The organism is Williamsia sp. z71 (assembly GCF_059553375.1).
This window is the reverse complement of record NZ_JCANWX010000002.1, coordinates 634,168-649,995: the sequence shown is the minus strand read 5'-3', so window position 1 is coordinate 649,995 and position 15,828 is coordinate 634,168. Positions and strand designations below refer to the sequence as shown.

The window sequence follows — 15,828 nt, the reverse complement described above, 5'->3', positions numbered from 1 at the left end:
TGGAGGCAGGGGCCTAACGGACTGGTTTGGGGCAGGACGGGTGGGTTCCGGCGGTCACCAGTTCCGAGACGGCTGCACGAGGGTCACCAGCGGTGACCAAGCCTTCTCCGACCAGGACCGCGTCGGCGCCGGCGCCGGCGTACGCCAGCAGATCGGCAGTTCCGCGAACCCCGGACTCAGCGATCCGGATGACCTTGGAAGGCAATCCGGGTGCAATCCGGGCGAAGCTGTCGCGGTCGACTTCGAGGGTCTTGAGATTGCGCGCGTTGATGCCGACGACGGATGCCCCGGCCTGCAGCGCTCGATCTGCTTCTTCCTCGGTGTGCACCTCGACCAGAGCGGTCATCCCCAGGGACTCCGTGCGGTCGAGTAGTGCGCTGAGCACGTTCTGCTCCAGGGCGGCGACGATCAGCAGGATGACGTCCGCGCCATGGGCACGGGCCTCATGGATCTGATACGGGCCCACGATGAAGTCTTTGCGCAGGACCGGGATCTGAACGGCTGCGCGCACGGCATCGAGATCCGCGAGCGAGCCGCGGAACCGGCGCTCCTCGGTGAGCACGCTGATGATCCGTGCGCCACCGGCCTCGTAGGCCTGCGCGAGCGCGGCCGGATCGAGGATGTCGGCCAGGTCGCCTTTCGACGGGCTGGCGCGCTTGACCTCGGCGATGACACCGATACCGGGCTCACGCAACGCGGCGGTTGCGTCGATGGGCTCCGGTGCCACTGCGGAGGCCGCCTTGATGGCTGCGAAGTCGATCACAGACTCGCGTGCTGCCACATCGGCCCTCACCCCGGCCAATATCGAATCAAGGACGGTTTGCTTGCTCATGATCAACCCCTTTCTCACGCCACTGACGAGGATGTTGTCGGTAGCGCGAGACCCCAGCAGCTCGTGTTTCAGTAAGCAAAGGGTAGCCGCGACCCGGTAGGCGCCGGATTCGGGGTACCGCCAACCGAAGTGAGAACCGTCACTTTTCGCGATCCGACGGGTCTATCGTCGGATCGTCCCCGGTGTCGAGGGCATCCCACAGCATCCGTTCGTTGCCGTCCCCCGGTGTCGAACCCGTCTTTCCTGGGGCCGGGGCGCCGGCGTCCTCGCGGCCGCTTTCAGCTGCTTTCCGTTCGGCATCGCGCTTGGCGAAGACCTCTTCTTCGAGCTCGGCACGACGCGCCGCAGGCGACTTGTACTTCGACGACATCGGCGCATCGCGAGAGGCGGTCTGCAGCATCGCCACAGCGCCCAGCACAGCGGCCAGCGCTCCGGCGATCACGAGCAGCCCCGGCAAGGTGTTGGTGTCGGCCTCGAGTGCCTCGTACCGCGACGGCAGTTCGATCACGTCGACCGCGTAGCTGACGTGGTCGTCTCCGGTGAGCAACGTCAACGCGGGCAGGATCCCGATGATCGCGACTGCCGCGACGACGAACGCGGTGATCCGCAGGGCCCAGCCGCGCAGTGATGCCGCGGCCGCGATGCCGGCCAGCAACACGATCGCCAGCGGGGTCAACAGCGGGGTCCAGTCCGAGCCCTTGACCGTGAATGTCCGCGGCGGCGCCATGCCGTCGGCAGCGATCAGTTCGGCCCAGGTCATCCGGGAGGCCGCCCAGAAGGCCAGGGCACCGAGCCCGAGCAGGACGGTGATGACCGCCAGTCGCCGGCCGCGACCACTCGCTCCCCGACCGGCCGTCGCGGCCTGGTCTTCGGACCTGCTCTCACTCATCATCGGTACCCGCGATCGGTGTCATCGTCTCGGCCGCCGCGATCGCCTTGAGGACCGCTCGCGCTTTGTTGCTGGCCTCGTTGTACTCGTAGTCGGCCTCGCTGTCGGCCACCACCCCGCCGCCGGCCTGCACGTACGCACGTCCCTCTTTGAGGACCGCGGTACGGATCGCGATGGCGGTGTCGGCGTCGCCCGCGAAGTCGAGATAACCCACGATGCCGCCGTACAGGCCGCGCCGCGTCTTCTCGTGTTCGTCGATCAATTCCATCGCCCGCACCTTGGGCGCACCGGTCAGGGTGCCGGCCGGGAAGCAGGCATTCACCGCGTCGAGGGCGGTCTTGCCGTCCTGTAGTTGCCCCGAGACCGTGGACACCAGGTGCATGACGTGGCTGTAGCGCTCGATGTGCCGGTAGTCCGACACCTTCACCGTGCCCGGCTCACACACCCGGCCGAGATCATTACGCCCGAGATCCACGAGCATCAGGTGCTCGGAGTTCTCCTTCTCGTCGGCGAGGAGATCCTTTTCGAGGAGCAGGTCGTCCGCCTCGGTCTCCCCACGCCAGCGGGTGCCCGCGATCGGATGGGTGGTGGCCACCGAATCTTTCACGGTGACAAGCGCTTCAGGACTCGATCCGACGATCGTGAAGTCCGGTCCACCGTTACCCGGAACCCGCAGCAGGTACATGTACGGGCTCGGGTTGGTGGTCCGCAGCACGCGGTAGACATCGATGGGATCAGCGTCGGTCTGCATCTCGAATCGCATCGACGGCACCACCTGGAACGCCTCACCGGCCTCGATCTCCGAGACCAGGCTGGTGACGATCGTCCCGTACTCCTCGCGGGTGCGCTGAGCGGTGAAGTCCGGTTCCGCGGGGTGATACGTCGAGACGGTGGACGGAGCGGGCGCGGCCAGGGCGGCCGTCATCGTGTCGAGGCGGGCCACCGCATCGGCGTACGCCTCGTCGGCTCGATCGGCACTGCCGTCCCAGTTCACCGCGTTGGCGATCAGGGTGATGGTGCCCTCGTGGTGGTCGACGGCGGCGATGTCGGCCGCGAGCAGCATCAGCATCTCCGGCAATTGGAGATCGTTCACCGTGGTGTCGGGCAATCGTTCGAGGCGGCGGACCGCGTCGTAGGCCAGAAAGCCCACGAAACCACCGGTCAGCGGCGGCAGGTCCGGCAGCCGATCGGTGGCCAGGATCCGTAACGACTCGGCGAGTGCGACGAGTGGGTCGCCTCCCGACGGTGCGCCGGCAGGCCGGGTCCCCCACCACTGCGCCTGACCATCAACCGAGGTCAGCGCAGCGGGCGAGCCGGCGCCGATGAACGACCATCGGGACCAGGAGCGGCCGTTCTCGGCGGACTCGAGCAGGAAGGTCCCGGGCCGGTCACCGGCGAGTTTCCGGTACGCACCCAGCGGGGTCTCCGAATCGGCCAGGACCTTGCGGGTCACCGGCACAACCCGATGGTCGGCCGCGAGCTCCAGGAACTGGGCCAGCGTTGTGGTGTCTGTGAAGTCGCCTGCAGTGGCTGCGGCGGTGGTCTTGTTTGCCATCGTCTCCGATTGTCCCAGTCTCTCGCTACTGACCCAGCGGCTCCCCACCCACACCCCAGTGCGACCGCGGAATCTCGGTGATCGTCACCCACACCGAATCGGGGTTTTTCCCGGTCGCACGGGCGTAGGCCTCGGTCACCGCGGCGATGGTTTCACGCTTGACCCGGTCACTGAGGCCGGGTGTCTGGGAGATCTGGATGAGTGGCATAAGAACAACTCTGCCACGCGCGGTGCACGGTTACCGGAGTGCACGAACCGGGCCGTCATCGGAGATGGTCGGTGCGACAGATCGTCCTCGTGGCGCGAGCGGTGACACCTGTCAGGCAGCGTGGTAGGTCGCCTTCTTCCAGCCGAAGTCGACGGCGAATACCTGTGCCTGGACGGTCTCTTCCTCCAAGACTGACCGTGCGTGTTGCAGGAACCATTCGGCGTCGGCGTCGCTGTCGGGATTCCACATTTCCGGGTTGGTGAAGTATTTGTCCGGGAAATGAGTGTTGTTGGGCTGCAAAGGTTCCAAGGATCCGCGGTGACGCCACCCGACCCGGCCCTGCCAGCCCGGCGGGCCGCTGCCTTCGGTGATGATCTCGGTGATCCAGCCGGTATCACCGTCGGTGACCTGGGCATGATCAGGTCCACAAACCAGGGTCAACACGGTGATATCGGTACGTCCGCCTTTGGCCCACTCCCGGATGTGGTGGACCGCGCATTCTGAGGCCGGGGCATCACAGCCCGGCCGTGAACAGCCCCGCTCGGCGGCAGTCAGAGCGAGTCGCTGATCGGCGGTGGCCAGGCGTTGTTCCCGACCCAGATACAGCGGGCGGTGTTTGTCATCGAGCAACGCCAAAAACTTCCGGCTCACCCCAGCCAACGTCAAGGCATCCTTGATACTCACGACTCCGCCGGAGGCGGTGGTGACCAGACCGGTTTCCTGTTCGAGCTGCTCCAACGTCATCGTCACGATGACCTGCGCCGGCAGCCCGCGGTGGGTACCGAGCTTGCCTTGCCCGACCACCATCTCCATCAACTTCTTGAACGCATCATGATTACGCTGCCCAGCCGTGCGGGTATCGCGCTCGGCCGCCGCACGTAGGGCCTCCTTCTCCGCCTTGTCGGCGATGCCGGTCGGTGAGTCCGGATCGTTCGGGTTGTTCATCCCCTTGGCCGCCCACTTCGCCGCGACCACATTCCCACAGTGCTTTGGTCGCCGGATCCAGGGTGCCTTTGATCCCGGCCATATGGTCGGCGCCCTGCTTGGAGACCGACAACTCCCGTTTCTGGGCGCGGTCGGTGTCGTCGAACTCACCGTCGGGGTTCAGATGCGCATGCAGGTGCAGGCCCACCTGTTTCAGCTCGTCGGGGTCCATCGTCCGGGCGGCCTCGGCCATCAACCGTTCACCCTCAGACCAGGTCGGTAAATCGCTGCGGATGCTGCCGGGCAAATTCCGCAGCGCCTCATCGATGACGTTGTAATGGCCCACCCCGATCGCACCATCACGCATCGCTGCGGCGGTATGCCGATAGATCGGGGCGATCACCTCACCGGTGGGAGCATGCCAGTGGCCGACGCGTTCAGCCCTTCTCGACCGGGCACTGGCCTGGGCCGCGAAAATCCGCAGATGATGCCGCAGGAACTTGTTGTGCTTCAACCCCTGTTTCGCAGCCACGGACCGCTCCCGCAACTCCACCGCGACCCGCACTTTCACCAACTCGTCCCGGCGGGTCTGCATCTCCACCACTTGGGCCAGTTCCACAGTGTCTTTGTCGGGCAAGTTCGCCAACGAGACGTCAACGAGACGTCAACGAGCCTGCGGGACAACCTCACGGACAGCAACGATCTCTTCCGCATCCAAAGCCATGCCCTCGATACGGTCGATCAGATCTGCCACCCCCGACGCCATGAAACAGTTCCATCAACACCCACCGACAAACCACGAAAACTAGTCAACCGCAAGCATTTTCGGCACGCTCGACGGTAATAAAGGCCCACTCGACGGTGATATCGGCACGCTCGACGGAGGGGTGATCAGGTGGGCGCGGTGTACAGCACGTTGGCGTCGAAGCAGGTGTGGTCGCCGGTGTGGCAGGCCGCGCCGGTTTGCTCGACCGTCATCAGGACGGTGTCTCCGTCGCAGTCCAGGCGCAGCTCGACCACCTTCTGGGTGTGGCCACTGGTCTCACCCTTGATCCACTGTTTGCCCCGCGACCGCGAGAAGTAGGTGGCCTCACCGGTTTCGAGGGTGCGGGCCAGGGCGTCGTCGTCCATCCAGGCAACCATCAGCACCTGCCCGGTACCGACTTCCTGCACCACGGCACAGATCAGCCCGTCGGCATTGCGTTTGAGCTGCTCGGCGATCCCGGTGTCCAGCGGCATTGTTGTCACTCCCGTTGACGAAAACTGTTGGTGCAGTGCGAACCGGCGAAAACCCGTCTCAACGGACGGGGATGTCCTCGGCCCGCAACGCGTCCTTGACCTCTCCGATGGTCAGCTCACCGAAGTGGAAGACCGAGGCCGCGAGCACTGCATCTGCTCCGCAACGCACAGCGGGCGGGAAATGTTCCACCGCGCCGGCGCCGCCGCTGGCGATGACCGGCACCTGCACCGCAGCGCGCACCGCGGTGATCATCTTCAGATCGAAGCCATTCTTCGTGCCGTCGGCATCCATCGAGTTGAGCAGGATCTCCCCCACCCCGAGGTCTTGGCCACGCAGTGCCCACTCCACGGCGTCGATACCGGTGCCCTCGCGACCACCGTGCGTGGTCACCTCCCATCCCGACGGCGTCGGGGGCTGACCCGCCGGCACGGTGCGGGCATCGACCGACAGCACGATGCACTGCGATCCGAAATGCCGGCTCATCTCACCGAGCACGTCGGGATTGGCGATGGCCGCGGTGTTGACGCTGACCTTGTCGGCGCCGGCGCGGAGCAGGCGGTCGACGTCGGCGACGGTACGAATGCCACCACCGACGGTCAGCGGGATGAAGACCTGATCGGCGGTGCGCTTGACCACGTCCAACATCGTGCCGCGATTGCCGCTCGACGCGGTCACGTCGAGGAAGGTGAGTTCGTCGGCACCGGCCTTGTCGTAGGCAGCGGCGAGTTCCACCGGATCTCCGGCATCACGCAAGTTCTGGAAGTTGACGCCCTTGACCACCCGGCCGGCGTCGACATCCAGGCATGGGATGACCCGAACCGCGACCGTCATGTGTACTTCTCCTTCGGAGGTTCAAAGGCCCGGGGATCACCCAGCCGGCCGATCAGATCGATCAGCTCGTCGTGGACCCCGGCGTTGGCCGCCACGATCGACGGCGATGTGACCGACCATGGCCGGCCTTCGATGTCGCTGATCTGACCGCCGGCCGCCAGGACCAGTGCGGCACCGCCTGCGTTGTCCCAGGCGTGGTGCCCAAAGCTGATCGCGCCACCGAGTTGTCCGCCCGCGGTGAGCGCAAGGTCGAATCCGGTACTGCCGAACAATCGCAGACGCGCTGTCCGGCGGCTCAATTCAGCGAGCATCTCGACCCGGTATGCGCCCGGATAGCGGCCGCGTCCGTTGATGTTGAAGGCACCGAACGCCAGCATCGCCTCACTGAGCTTCTGCTCGGGCATCGGCGGCACGGGGACGCCGTTGCAGAGCAACTCACCGTCGACGAAACCCTGGTAGTTCAGCCCGGACAACGGAAGCCACGTCAGCCCGAGCACCGGCAGGCCGTCGTGTACCAGCGCCAGCAACATGCCGGCGATCGGCAGTCCGGCCGAGTAGTTGTAGGTGCCGTCGATGGGATCGACCACCCACACCGTGCCCTCGGTCAGCTCCGGCCCACCGAATTCCTCGCCGTGGACGGCGATCTGGGTGCGCTGCTCCAACTCCGCGGAGATCGTGCGTTCCAGCTCGAGATCGAACTCGGTGGCGAAGTCGTTGTGGCCCTTGGACACCGCGCTGGGTGCACCGACACCCGACAGGAACCGGTCGGTGCTCTGATCGAGGATCGCGGCAGCGTCGGCCAGCAGCCGCTGCGGATCGAGATCGGGTGGAAGGGTCCCTCCGGGCGCCGAACTCATGACGCGGACGCGACCGCCGCAAGCGCCTCGACCAGCGTGAAGCGTCCGGCGTAGAGCGCCTTGCCGACGATCGCTCCTTCGACGCCCGTGCCCACCAGTCCGGCGATCGCAACAAGATCATCAAGGGCGGAGACACCACCGGAGGCAACCACCGGCGCATTCGTCTTGGTGGTGACCTCGCGCAGCAGTTCCAGGTTGGGTCCGGTGAGGGTGCCGTCCTTGGTCACGTCGGTCACCACGTACCGGCTGCAGCCATCACGCTCGAGGCGCTCGAGAACGTCCCACAGATCGCCACCGTCAGAGACCCAGCCGCGGCCCCGCAAACGGTACGACCCGTCGACCAACTGAACATCGAGGCCGACCGCGATGCGGTCGCCGTATTCGGCGATGGCACGCGAGCACCACTGCGGGTCTTCGAGTGCGGCGGTGCCGAGATTGACCCGGGCACAACCGGTTGCCAGCGCAGCCTTGAGGGATTCGTCGTTGCGGATTCCGCCCGACAGCTCCACCTTCACGTCGAGTTCGCCGATCACCTCGGCCAGCAGTTCACGGTTGCTGCCGCGACCGAAGGCCGCGTCGAGATCGACCAGATGCACCCACTCCGCGCCGTCGCGCTGCCAGGTCAGGGCCGCGTCGCGAGGCGAACCGTAAGAGGTCTCGCTGCCGGCGGCACCCTGCACCAGCCGTACTGCCTGGCCGTCGGCCACATCGACCGCCGGGAGCAGTTCAAGTCGTGCACTCATGCTGGGGATCAATCTCCTTCGATTTCTGATTGGTCTGCTTCTTCGCGCATCGCGCGGGCCACGCGGTCGACCATCCGGTTGGCAACAATACCCATTGCGACAATTGCCAGTATCAGCGCCAGAAGCGCAACGATCAGTGCGGCGACCGGCGATACCTGCGCCAGTCCGATCACGATCACCGCCGACACGGCCAGCACCACGACTCCGGCACCCACGGTGGCCAGAGCCAGCCGGGCAAACGAGAACCGCGGTGCAGTCACCATTGTGGCGCAGGGCTTGTCGCGACGGTCACGTCAATGACCCGACCCAGTTGTTGAGCAGCCGGGCTCCGGCATCACCGGACTTCTCCGGATGGAACTGGGTGGCACACAACGGGCCGTTCTCCACCGCGGCGAGGAACCGTCCGCCGTGGGTGGCCCAGGTCAACTTGGGCGCCTTGAACAGTGCATCCGCAGGCAACTCCCAGCTCTGCGCGGCATACGAATGCACGAAGTAGAAACGCTCGTCTTCGGGCATGCCCGCAAAGAGCACCGAATCAGGTTCTGCCTCAACGGTGTTCCAGCCCATATGCGGCAGCACCTCGGCCTGGAGCTGAGTGACCGTGCCCGGCCACTGTCCGCAGCCCTGCGCTTCGACACCGAACTCGACGCCGCGCTCGAACAGGATCTGCATGCCGACACAGATGCCCAACACCGGGCGTCCACCGGCCAGCCGGTCGTCGATGATGCGGTCACCCTTGACTGCCCGCAGACCTTCCGTGCAGGTCGCGAAGGCGCCGACGCCGGGCACCACGAGACCGTCGGCCTCCAATGCCACAGCCGGGTCGGACGTGACCGTGACCTGTGCACCGGTCCGCTCCAGGGCGCGCTGCGCCGAACGCAGGTTGCCCGAGCCGTAGTCCAGGATCGCAACTGTGCGATCTCCGTTGCTCTCACTCATAGGGCTCCCTTCGTCGACGGCACACCACTGACACGTGGATCGGATTCGGTCGCCGCCCGCAGTGCGCGCGCGACGGCCTTGAACTGGGCCTCGGTGATGTGGTGCGGATCGCGGCCGTAGATCGTGCGCACGTGCAGCGCGATCTGTGCGTTCATCGCCAGCGTCTCGAAGACGTGCTTGTTGATCACCGTGTGGTACGGCACACCGGGGTTGCCGCCGATGGTTGTGGTCAGCATGTGCTCGGGTTCGCCGGTGAACACGCAGTACGGACGACCGGAGACATCGACGATGGCCTGGGCCAGGGTCTCGTCCATCGGGATCCAGGCGTCGCCGAAACGGCGGATGCCCTTCTTGTCACCGAGAGCCTTTGCGATGGCCTGACCGAGCACGATCGCGGTGTCCTCGACGGTGTGGTGGGCCTCGATCTCGACATCGCCCTTGGCCGCCACCATGAGGTCGAAGCTGCCGTGCGCACCGAATGCGGTGAGCATGTGGTCGTAGAACGCCACGCCGGTGGAGATGTCGGTGCGCCCGGTGCCGTCGAGATTGATCTCCACGACGATCGAGGACTCCCGGGTGGTCCGCTCGATGCGGGCCACGCGCGGCTGTGTGTTCATTTCTGCTCTCCGATCAAGTCTGTCGGGCCTATTAGGTCAGTGCGGGCCAACTCGGCGCTGCGGGCCAGCAGCGCGTCGTTTTCGGCGGGCAATCCGATGGTGGCACGTAGATGGCCTTCGATCTTCATGTCCCGGATCAACACGCCACCGTCGAGGTAGTTCTGCCAGCTCGCAGTGGCGTCGATGAACGGGCCGAACAGGATGAAGTTGGCGTCGGAGTCGACCACCGAGTAGCCCAGCCGGGTCAGTTCTGCGGTGACCCGCCCCCGTTCGGCGACGATCGCGGCGACCCCGGCAAGTGTGTCGTCGGCATGCCGCAGTGCCGCGCGGGCGGCGGCCTGGGTGACCACCGACAGGTGATATGGCAGTCGTACCAGCAACAACGCATCGATCACGGCCGGATCGGCGGCGAGGTAGCCCAGACGACCGCCCGCGAAGGCGAACGCCTTGCTCATCGTCCGGCTGACGACAACCTTGGCGGGGAACTCCTCGATCAGTTCGGCCGCACTCGGCGCCGCGGAGAACTCCCCGTAGGCCTCGTCCACGATGACGATGCCGGGGGCCGCCGCCGCGACGGCGCGCACGTCGTCGAGTGGGATTGATCCGCCGGTCGGATTGTTGGGTGAGGTCAGGAAGACCACATCGGGCCGGCGCTCGGCGATGGCCGAGAGTGCGCCGTCGAGGTCGAAGGAGAAGTCGGCGTTGCGCTTGCCCTCGATCCAGGTGGTGTCGGTGCCGGTGGAGATGATCGGGTGCATCGAGTACGACGGCACAAATCCCATCGCACTACGGCCCGGACCACCGAAGGCCTGCAACAACTGTTGCAGAATCTCGTTGGAACCGTTTGCTGCCCAGAGGTTTTCGGCACTGAGCGCGACGCCTGTCGCCGAACTCAGGTAGGAGGCGAGATCGGTGCGCAGGGCAACCGCGTCCCGGTCGGGATACCGGTGCAGCTGCGCGGCGGCCTCGCGCACCGACGCCGCGACGTCGTCGATCAATGCCTGCGACGGCGGGTGCGGGTTCTCGTTGGTGTTGAGGCGGTGCGGCACGTCGAGCTGCGGTGCGCCGTAAGGCGACTGGCCCTTCAGTGTCTCGCGCAGCGGCAGGTCCTCAAGCCCGATCCTTCTGGTCGAGGAGGTGGGGGTCGATGAAGTCACCGAAGGTCCTCCGAACCGGCGAACCGCAGCCGGACGGCTTCACCGTGCGCGGGCAGGTCCTCCGCCTTCGCCAATGTCTGTACGTGCCCGGAGACCTCCTTGAGCGCGGCCTCGTCGTAGTCGATGACGTGGACGCCGCGCAGGAACGTCTGAACCGACAGACCGGAGCTGAATCGCGCCGAACCCGAGGTGGGCAGAACGTGATTGGAACCGGCGCAGTAATCGCCCAGGCTCACCGGCGAGTAGTCGCCGACGAAAATGGCACCGGCACTGCGGACCCGGGCAGCCACCGCAGCGGCATCCCTGGTCTGGATCTCGAGGTGTTCGGCGGCGTAGGCGTTGACCACCTGTAGACCCTGATCGATGTTGTCGACCAAGATGATTCCCGACTGCGGGCCGGCCAGGGCTTCGCGGACGCGGTCGGCGTGCTTGGTCCGGGACACCTGGACCTCGATCTCGGCATCGACGGCGTCGGCGAGCTCGGGGCTGTCGGTGACCAGGACAGATGCGGCCATCACGTCGTGTTCGGCCTGGCTGATCATGTCGGCGGCCACGTTGACCGGACTGGCCGAGCTGTCGGCCAGGATCGCGATCTCGGTGGGCCCGGCCTCGGAGTCGATGCCGACGACGCTGCGGCACAGCCGTTTTGCCGCCGTGACGTAGATGTTGCCCGGACCGGTGATCAGGTCGACCGGGTCGAGGTCGGCGCCGTCGGTATCGGTGCCGCCGTAGGTCAGCAGCGCGACGGCCTGTGCGCCACCCACCGCCCAGACCTCGGTGACACCGAGCAACGCGCACGCCGCCAGGATCGTCGGGTGCGGAAGACCGTCGAACTGTGCCTGCGGCGGCGACGAGACCACCAGGGAATCAACTCCGGCGACCTGGGCGGGCACCACGTTCATGACCACGCTCGACGGGTAGACCGCGTTGCCACCGGGCACATACAGCCCGACCCGGCCGACGGGGATCCAGCGTTCGGTGACGGTTCCGCCGGCGCTGACCTCGGTGCTCACGTCGGTACGACGCTGATCGGCGTGGACCCGTCGGGCCCGGTCGATCGCTTCGGTCAGCGCGGCGCGCACGTCGGGATCGATCTCGGCCAGGGCCTTCTCGATCTGCTCGCCGGGGACCCGTACGGTCTCCGGTGCCACCCCGTCGAACTTCTTGCCGTAATCGAGCGCCGCGGAGGCACCATGCTCGCGGATCGCGTCGATCACAGGCTTGACCTGGCCCAAGACCGTGTCGACGTCGGTGGCGCCGCGCGGAAGGGTCCGGCGTAGTTGAGCGGTGGTGGCATCAGCACCGCGAAGGTCGGTGCGGGCAAGCATGAGCACGAACTCCTGACGAATCGTTGGCGATCCGCAGACGCCCCTGGATTGGCCGCTGCGGACTTACTTCTAAGGATATGCGTTCCGGCCAGCAGTTTTTACCAGCGCCCCTAGGATCTGATCATGGTCTTCGCCGCACGCCTCCTCATCAACGCTGTCGCCATCTGGATCGCGGCAGCTCTCATCAACGGGATCTCGATCGCCACCGACGGCCGCGACACCGGTGCTCAGATCCTGGTGGTGCTGTTCATCGCACTGGTCTTCACGATCGTCAACACCGCGATCAAGCCGTTTGTGCAGTTGCTGTCACTGCCCCTGCTGATCCTCACGTTGGGCCTGTTCACCCTGGTCATCAACGCATTGATGCTGCTACTGACGGCCTGGGTCACGGAGACCACCGACTTCGGTCTGAGCGTCGACGGATTCTGGACCGCGGTCGGTGGCTCGATCGTCATCTCGATCGTCAACTTCCTGCTCGGGGCACTGGTCCCCGACCGTCAGGATCGTTGAGGCCTCGCGTGCGGTCAGAGTGTTGCGGTGTCGATCACAAACCGGTACCGCACGTCCGAGGCCACCACCCGCTCATAGGCCTCATTGATCTGTGAGGCATTGATCACCTCGATCTCGGCACCCAGGTTGTGCTCGGCGCAGAAATCAAGCATCTCCTGGGTCTCGGCGATCCCGCCGATCAGTGACCCGGCCAGCGAACGCCTCTTGGATACCAACGACATGGCCCCGACCGAAATCGGGTTCTCGGGCAGGCCCAGCTCGACCAAAGTGCCGCCGACAGCAAGCATCGACAGGTACTTGTTGATGTCGAAGTTGGCAGAGACCGTATTCAGGATCAGATCGAACTTCCCCCGGAGTTCGGTGAAGGTGGCGGGATTGTCGGTCGCGTAGTAGTTCCGCGCACCGAACCGGAGTCCGTCTTCCATCTTCTTCAGCGACTGCGAGATGACGCTGACCTCGGCACCCATGGCATGGGCGATCTTCACACCCATGTGGCCCAGGCCGCCGAGTCCGATGATCGCGACCCGCGTGCCGGGTCCGGCGTTCCAATGACGCAGCGGTGAGTACGTGGTGATACCTGCGCACAGCAGCGGCGCCGCGACGTCCAGCGGCAGCCCCTCGGGGATGCGTAGGACATAGCTCTCGTCGACCACGACCTCCTGGGCGTAGCCGCCGGTGGTGACCTTTCCGTCGCGGCCGACAGCGTTATAGGTGCCGATCATGCCCTTGTCGCAGTATTGCTCCTCTCCCTGCAAGCAGGGCTCGCACTCGCGGCAGGAATCGACGAAACAACCGACGCCGACATGATCGCCGACCTTGTACTTCGTCACTTCCGAGCCGATCTCGGCGACGGTGCCCGCGATCTCGTGACCGGGTACCACCGGATACTGCGCCTGTCCCCATTCGTCGCGCACCGTGTGGATGTCGGAGTGGCAGATACCGGCGAAAGCGATGGCGATCCGCACGTCGGCCGGGCCCACGTCACGGGTCTCGATCGTCATCGGGACCAGCGCACCCTTCGCGGACGGAGCGGCGTAGGCGTTGATGGTCGGCAAAATATACCTCCGAGAATGTGGGGATCACGGTGTTGAACCGCGTATTCAAGCGTACATACGCATATGTCCTCGGCTAACGAATGCGACGTGCACCACAGTCCCCGCCCACGCGGGTTTGTCGACGGTCAGTCGCCGATCCAGTCGAACCCGATGTCGAGGGCGGTCACCGAATGGGTGAGTCCGCCGACGGCGAGGTAGTCGACACCGGTGCGGGCGTACGCCTCGGCGACGTCGATGGTCAGTCCACCAGAGCTCTCGAGTTTGGTGGACGGCGACCTGGTGTTGCGCCGCTGCACGGCCATCTGGGTTTGCCAGAGCGGAAAGTTGTCCAGCAGAACGAGTTCGGCGTTCAGCGCCAGCGCTTCGTCGAGTTGCTCGAGGCTGTCGACTTCGACCTCGCAGACGATGTCCGGTGCTGCGGCACGTACTGCGTTGAGTGCCGCGGTGACCGACCCGGCGGCCGCCACGTGATTGTCCTTGATCAGAGCCTCGTCACCGAGACCCATCCGATGGTTTTGTCCACCACCGCAGCGCACCGCGTACTTCTGCAGAGACCGCATGCCCGGCAGCGTCTTTCGCGAATCGCGGACCTTGGTGTTCGTTCCCTCGACCTCGGACACCCACACCGCAGTGGCGGTGGCGATCCCGGACAGATGGCACAGCAGGTTCAATGCGGTACGTTCGGCCACCAGCAATCCGGCGACCGGCCCACGCAACGTGGCTACCGCAGAACCGGCCTCGAGCTGTGCGCCGTCGTCGAGACGGTCGAGGACCTCGTAGTCACCGGCACCGATGACCTCATCGAACACCTGTAGCGCCACATCGAGACCCGCGAGCACACCGGGCCGGCGGCTCGAGAGCACCGCGGTTGCCACCGCTCCCTCGGGAACCGTTGCAGCCGTGGTGATATCGGGTCCGTAACGCAGATCTTCATCGAGCGCGGTGGCGATCAGCGCCTTGACCTCGGCGGTACCGGCCGGATTGCCGGTCACTCCCCCGACCCCGGGTTGCCGATCTCGATCATCCGCTGAACGCTGCGACGCGCCTTCTCGGCCACCTCGGGGGCCACATGGACCTCGTCTTTGCCCTCACGCAGGCAGCGCAGCAACGCCGCAGGCGTGATCATCTTCATGTACGGGCACGACGCACGGTCGTTGACCGCCTGGAAGTCGACATCCGGTGCAGCCTTGCGCAACTGGTGCAGCATGCCGACCTCGGTGGCCACCAGCACCTGCTTGGCCCCGGTCGCCCGCGCGGCGTCGAGCATGCCGCCGGTGGAGAGGATCTTCACCTTGTCGGCAGGCACAAAGCCTTCGCCGGCCAGGTACAGAGCGGAGGTGGCGCAACCGCATTCGGGGTGGACGAACAGTTCGGCGTCGGGATGCGACCGCGACTTGGCGGTCAGTTCGTCGCCGTTGATGCCGGCGTGAACGTGGCATTCGCCCGCCCAGATCTGCATGTTCTCGCGACCCGTCTCGCGCTTGACGTGAGCGCCGAGGAACTGGTCCGGCAGGAACAGGACTTCCCGGTCGGGATCGATCGAGGCGACCACGTCCACCGCGTTGGACGAGGTGCAGCAGATGTCGGTCAGGCCCTTCACCTCGGCGGTGGTGTTGACGTATGAGACGACCACCGCATCGGGGTATTCGGCCTTCCAGGCCCGCAGGTCATCGGCGGTGATCGAGTCGGCCAGCGAACAGCCGGCCCGCTCGTCCGGGATGAGCACCCGTTTGTCCGGGCTCAGGATCTTGGCGGTCTCGGCCATGAAGTGCACACCGCAGAAGATGATCTCGTCGGTTTCGGCTTCTGCCGCGATCCGCGACAGAGCGAGCGAATCCCCTACGTGATCTGCGACATCCTGGATGGCCGGCAGCTGGTAGTTGTGCGCCAGCAACGTGGCGTTGCGCTTCTTGGCGAGACTCTTGATCTCGGCGAACCATTCCGGAGTCGGCTCGACCCCCGTGTACAGGGGTTCGGTCGATCCGAGAGTGAGTGACGTGGTTGTCATGACAACCACCTCCTGTTCGTGGCGCCGGTCGTCGATGGCCGGCCTGGGCTATGGGCTGAGAGGTTTTCGACTGTAGATCGAAAACCTCGTCTGATCCTAGCACCCGGCATGTGCGCGCCCTCACACTCCGGCCCG

19 protein-coding genes are annotated in these 15,828 nt (G+C 65.7%); 1 reads left to right on the top strand and 18 read right to left on the bottom strand.

Going from position 1 to position 15,828, the window contains the following annotated elements; all coding sequences use genetic code 11:
* Positions 1 to 13: 13 nt before the first annotated feature.
* The 15 genes from trpC to hisD all read right to left on the bottom strand — a co-directional run bounded on the left by trpC (position 14) and on the right by hisD (position 12,120).
* The gene (trpC, locus tag AC51GR_RS07185; RefSeq protein WP_496323898.1) at positions 14 to 832 is read right to left on the bottom strand and encodes an indole-3-glycerol phosphate synthase TrpC; all 819 of its coding nucleotides are present in this window, start codon (positions 830 to 832) and stop codon (positions 14 to 16) included.
* Between the two features lie 139 nt (positions 833 to 971).
* Positions 972 to 1,721 (bottom strand): TIGR02234 family membrane protein, encoded by a 750-nt coding sequence (locus tag AC51GR_RS07180; RefSeq protein WP_496323897.1) that lies wholly within the window; start codon positions 1,719 to 1,721, stop codon positions 972 to 974.
* Entirely contained in the window at positions 1,714 to 3,276 is a 1,563-nt protein-coding gene (locus tag AC51GR_RS07175; protein ID WP_496323896.1) for an anthranilate synthase component I, read from the bottom strand. The genes AC51GR_RS07180 and AC51GR_RS07175 overlap by 8 nt, the downstream gene beginning before the upstream one ends.
* A gap of 25 nt (positions 3,277 to 3,301) precedes the next feature.
* Positions 3,302 to 3,484, bottom strand: coding sequence for a tautomerase family protein (locus tag AC51GR_RS07170; RefSeq protein WP_496323895.1), 183 nt, complete (start codon positions 3,482 to 3,484; stop codon positions 3,302 to 3,304).
* Positions 3,485 to 3,595: 111 nt separating this feature from the next.
* Positions 3,596 to 4,429, bottom strand: coding sequence for an HNH endonuclease signature motif containing protein (locus AC51GR_RS07165; protein WP_496323894.1), 834 nt, complete (start codon positions 4,427 to 4,429; stop codon positions 3,596 to 3,598).
* Positions 4,320 to 5,027 carry a DUF222 domain-containing protein gene (locus AC51GR_RS07160; RefSeq protein WP_496323893.1) on the bottom strand — a complete coding sequence of 236 codons (708 nt, stop codon included), beginning with the start codon at positions 5,025 to 5,027 and terminating at the stop codon, positions 4,320 to 4,322. Before AC51GR_RS07160 ends, AC51GR_RS07165 begins: the two co-directional genes overlap by 110 nt.
* Positions 5,028 to 5,299: 272 nt before the next feature.
* Positions 5,300 to 5,647 carry a phosphoribosyl-AMP cyclohydrolase gene (gene hisI, locus AC51GR_RS07155; RefSeq protein ID WP_496323892.1) on the bottom strand — a complete coding sequence of 116 codons (348 nt, stop codon included), beginning with the start codon at positions 5,645 to 5,647 and terminating at the stop codon, positions 5,300 to 5,302.
* Between the two features lie 58 nt (positions 5,648 to 5,705).
* Complete coding sequence (hisF, locus tag AC51GR_RS07150) at positions 5,706 to 6,479, bottom strand: imidazole glycerol phosphate synthase subunit HisF (protein ID WP_496323891.1); 774 nt, start codon at positions 6,477 to 6,479, stop codon at positions 5,706 to 5,708.
* Entirely contained in the window at positions 6,476 to 7,336 is an 861-nt protein-coding gene (locus AC51GR_RS07145; protein ID WP_496323890.1) for an inositol monophosphatase family protein, read from the bottom strand. Before AC51GR_RS07145 ends, hisF begins: the two co-directional genes overlap by 4 nt.
* The gene (priA, locus tag AC51GR_RS07140) at positions 7,333 to 8,079 is read right to left on the bottom strand and encodes a bifunctional 1-(5-phosphoribosyl)-5-((5-phosphoribosylamino)methylideneamino)imidazole-4-carboxamide isomerase/phosphoribosylanthranilate isomerase PriA (RefSeq protein WP_496323889.1); all 747 of its coding nucleotides are present in this window, start codon (positions 8,077 to 8,079) and stop codon (positions 7,333 to 7,335) included. Before priA ends, AC51GR_RS07145 begins: the two co-directional genes overlap by 4 nt.
* Before the next feature lie 8 nt (positions 8,080 to 8,087).
* Positions 8,088 to 8,342 (bottom strand): hypothetical protein, encoded by a 255-nt coding sequence (locus AC51GR_RS07135; protein ID WP_496323888.1) that lies wholly within the window; start codon positions 8,340 to 8,342, stop codon positions 8,088 to 8,090.
* A 25-nt stretch (positions 8,343 to 8,367) separates the two neighbouring features.
* Entirely contained in the window at positions 8,368 to 9,018 is a 651-nt protein-coding gene (hisH, locus tag AC51GR_RS07130) for an imidazole glycerol phosphate synthase subunit HisH (RefSeq protein ID WP_496323887.1), read from the bottom strand.
* On the bottom strand, positions 9,015 to 9,635 hold the full coding sequence (hisB, locus tag AC51GR_RS07125) for an imidazoleglycerol-phosphate dehydratase HisB (protein ID WP_496323886.1): 621 nt from the start codon (positions 9,633 to 9,635) through the stop codon (positions 9,015 to 9,017). The genes hisH and hisB overlap by 4 nt, the downstream gene beginning before the upstream one ends.
* Positions 9,632 to 10,792: a histidinol-phosphate transaminase gene (locus AC51GR_RS07120; RefSeq protein ID WP_496323885.1), complete on the bottom strand. Its 1,161-nt coding sequence runs from the start codon at positions 10,790 to 10,792 to the stop codon at positions 9,632 to 9,634. Before AC51GR_RS07120 ends, hisB begins: the two co-directional genes overlap by 4 nt.
* Entirely contained in the window at positions 10,789 to 12,120 is a 1,332-nt protein-coding gene (gene hisD / locus AC51GR_RS07115; RefSeq protein ID WP_496323884.1) for a histidinol dehydrogenase, read from the bottom strand. The genes AC51GR_RS07120 and hisD overlap by 4 nt, the downstream gene beginning before the upstream one ends.
* A gap of 123 nt (positions 12,121 to 12,243) precedes the next feature.
* Here hisD and AC51GR_RS07110 point away from each other — a divergent pair, with 123 nt between their 5' ends.
* Entirely contained in the window at positions 12,244 to 12,630 is a 387-nt protein-coding gene (locus AC51GR_RS07110; protein ID WP_496323883.1) for a phage holin family protein, read from the top strand.
* 14 nt (positions 12,631 to 12,644) lie between these two features.
* Here AC51GR_RS07110 and AC51GR_RS07105 read toward each other — a convergent pair whose 3' ends face one another.
* The 3 genes from AC51GR_RS07105 to nadA form a co-directional block, all read right to left on the bottom strand.
* Positions 12,645 to 13,685: an NAD(P)-dependent alcohol dehydrogenase gene (locus AC51GR_RS07105; protein WP_496323882.1), complete on the bottom strand. Its 1,041-nt coding sequence runs from the start codon at positions 13,683 to 13,685 to the stop codon at positions 12,645 to 12,647.
* Positions 13,686 to 13,810: 125 nt separating this feature from the next.
* Positions 13,811 to 14,677: a carboxylating nicotinate-nucleotide diphosphorylase gene (nadC, locus tag AC51GR_RS07100; RefSeq protein WP_496323881.1), complete on the bottom strand. Its 867-nt coding sequence runs from the start codon at positions 14,675 to 14,677 to the stop codon at positions 13,811 to 13,813.
* Entirely contained in the window at positions 14,674 to 15,693 is a 1,020-nt protein-coding gene (nadA, locus tag AC51GR_RS07095; protein ID WP_496323880.1) for a quinolinate synthase NadA, read from the bottom strand. The genes nadC and nadA overlap by 4 nt, the downstream gene beginning before the upstream one ends.
* Between the last annotated feature and the right edge of the window lie 135 nt (positions 15,694 to 15,828).